General features: G+C 57.0%; 2 protein-coding genes. Both read left to right on the forward strand.

The window, feature by feature from the left end:
• Positions 1 to 568 precede the first annotated feature (568 nt).
• Positions 569 to 2,053 carry a group II intron reverse transcriptase/maturase gene (gene ltrA / locus ACFPZN_RS55850; RefSeq protein ID WP_004152765.1) on the forward strand — a complete coding sequence of 495 codons (1,485 nt, stop codon included), beginning with the start codon at positions 569 to 571 and terminating at the stop codon, positions 2,051 to 2,053.
• 81 nt (positions 2,054 to 2,134) lie between these two features.
• On the forward strand, positions 2,135 to 2,321 hold a 187-nt coding region (locus tag ACFPZN_RS55855), incomplete at its 3' end, for a GyrI-like domain-containing protein (protein ID WP_378293523.1).

The following is a 2,321-nucleotide window of genomic DNA, read 5'->3' on the forward strand; positions in this document are numbered from 1 at the left end:
GCCACGAAATGTATATTAAATTACCGGGTGCCGACGTTGTACTGTTAACGGAAGGCAACATCATAGGGTGCGATACTGCGAGTGCCACATGGACCCGGCGGGGTAACATTCGCAAAGCCATTTTCCTGTGGTGAGTTTTCGTACTGCCATAAAAAAAGCCCTCATATCAGAGGGCTAAATTTAACTGTATATAAAAACAGTGTGCGCCGGGAGACCGGTTAGAGATCAAGGGGTGAAAGTCCCCGACCATTGAAGGACCAGCAATCCACAAGGTCCCCGAGTCATGCGTTGCATACCGCGAGGTATGGGGCGAAGCGTTGACAGGGGTGTTGACAGGCCAGCCATTGAGCCACGAAATGTATATTAAATTACCGGGTGCCGACGTTGTACTGTTAACGGAAGGCAACATCATAGGGTGCGATACTGCGAGTGCCACATGGACCCGGCGGGGTCTGAGACCCTGGCATGTCAATACGATCTCTACGCGGGAACCGGGAGATCTCCCCTCTGACCATCTGCCAGTGTCGGAGATGGCCCGCACCGGGAAGACGAGGAGTCATAGCCGGTGATGTACGGAGAGGAGAAGTCGGACTCGCTCATAGTAGCGGCGAAGCAGGCGAACAACCCGAAAGGAGCGGAGTCAGTGGAGCGAAGGAGCGGGGCCAAGGGGAACGCGGAACAGCCACACATGCGCCGGACACAGAGCCGGGAAAGCATGTCACAGAGGCTGTCACGCGTGCGGGAAGCTGCGAAGCAGCGGAAGAAAGAACGGTTTACAGCATTGTTCCACCTGCTGACAGTCGAAGCACTGGAAGCCGCATTCCTCTCCCTGAGCAGGAAAGCGGCCGCCGGAGTGGATGGCATCAGGTGGATGGACTACGCCGGAAACATGAAGAACAACATAACAGATCTGCACCGGAGGCTACATCAGGGCAGCTACAGGGCGCAGCCCGGCAGGCGTCACTACATCCCAAAAGCGGATGGAAAACAACGCCCGCTCGGCATCGCCTCGCTGGAGGACAAGATCGTCCAGTATGCGCTGGTGAAAATCCTGAACGCAGTCTATGAAAACGACTTTATGGGGTTCTCATACGGGTTCAGACCCGGGCGAAGCCAGCACGATGCACTGGACGCACTGGCCACAGGGCTGGTACGCACTAACGTAAACTGGGTACTGGATGCCGACATCAGTCAGTTCTTCGACAGGGTGAGCCACGAATGGCTGATCAGGTTCACAGAGCATCGGATCGGCGACCGGAGGGTAATCAGGCTCATACGTAAGTGGCTCACAGCCGGGACGTCGGAGGAGGGTCAATGGCGAGCAACGGAGGAAGGCACCCCACAGGGTGCGGTCATCTCACCGCTGCTGGCAAACATATACCTCCACTACGTCTTCGATCTGTGGGCGCATCAGTGGCGACGTCGCTATGCCACAGGCAATGTGGTAATGGTCAGATACGCCGATGACATCGTCATCGGGTTCGACAAACGATACGATGCCCGGCGCTTCCGTATAGCCATGCAGCGCAGACTGAGGGAGTTCGGACTCACGGTTCACCCGGAGAAAACCCGTCTGATGGAGTTCGGCCGCTTCGCTGCCGAAAACCGTGCCATCAGGGGAAAAGGCAAACCAGAAACGTTCAACTTCCTCGGGTTCACGCACATCAGCGGGAAAGATCGCAACGGCAGGTTCATGCTGATACGAAAGACCCGCCGGGATCGGATGACGGCAACTCTGAAAGCCATCAAAGACGGTCTGCGAAGGCGCTGGCATTACTCAATCCCCGAACAGGGAAAATGGCTCAGGAGAGTGGTTCAGGGATACCTGAACTATCACTCGGTACCGGGCAACTTCCCCACCATGCAGAAGTTCAGGACACACGTAACAAACCTCTGGCGCCGGGCGCTCAGGCGCAGGAGCCAGAAGGATGATACGACCTGGACGAAAGCAAACAAACTGGCAGCCGCATGGCTACCAAGGGTTCGGGTTCTTCATCCATGGCCTGTGGAGCGGTTCACCGCCAGACACCCGAGGCAGGAGCCCGGTGCGTAAATCGCGCACGCCGGGATCTGTGCGGGGGGTATCCGGTAACGGGTATCCCTACCGCGACAATTTATCTCCAAAGGAGGCAAGATGAACTACAGCATCACCACCCTCGGCAAGAAAACCATCGCCGGTTTCCATCTGGTCGGGCCCTGGGATCACACCGTCAAGCAGGGGTTTGAGCAACTGATGATGTGGGTTGAGAACCACCAGGTGCCCGCCCGCGAATGGGTGGCCGTCTACTACGATAACCCGGAGGAAGTGCCGGCGGAAAAAC

This window comes from Actinomadura rugatobispora, assembly GCF_042656285.1.
GTDB classification, from domain to species: Bacteria; Actinomycetota; Actinomycetes; order Streptosporangiales; family Streptosporangiaceae; genus Spirillospora; species Spirillospora rugatobispora.

Bases quoted from the DNA above. Each gene is read 5' to 3' on its own strand.
- ltrA (WP_004152765.1), top strand. From the start codon at position 569: ATGTACGGAGAGGAGAAGTCGGACTCGCTCATAGTAGCGGCGAAGCAG.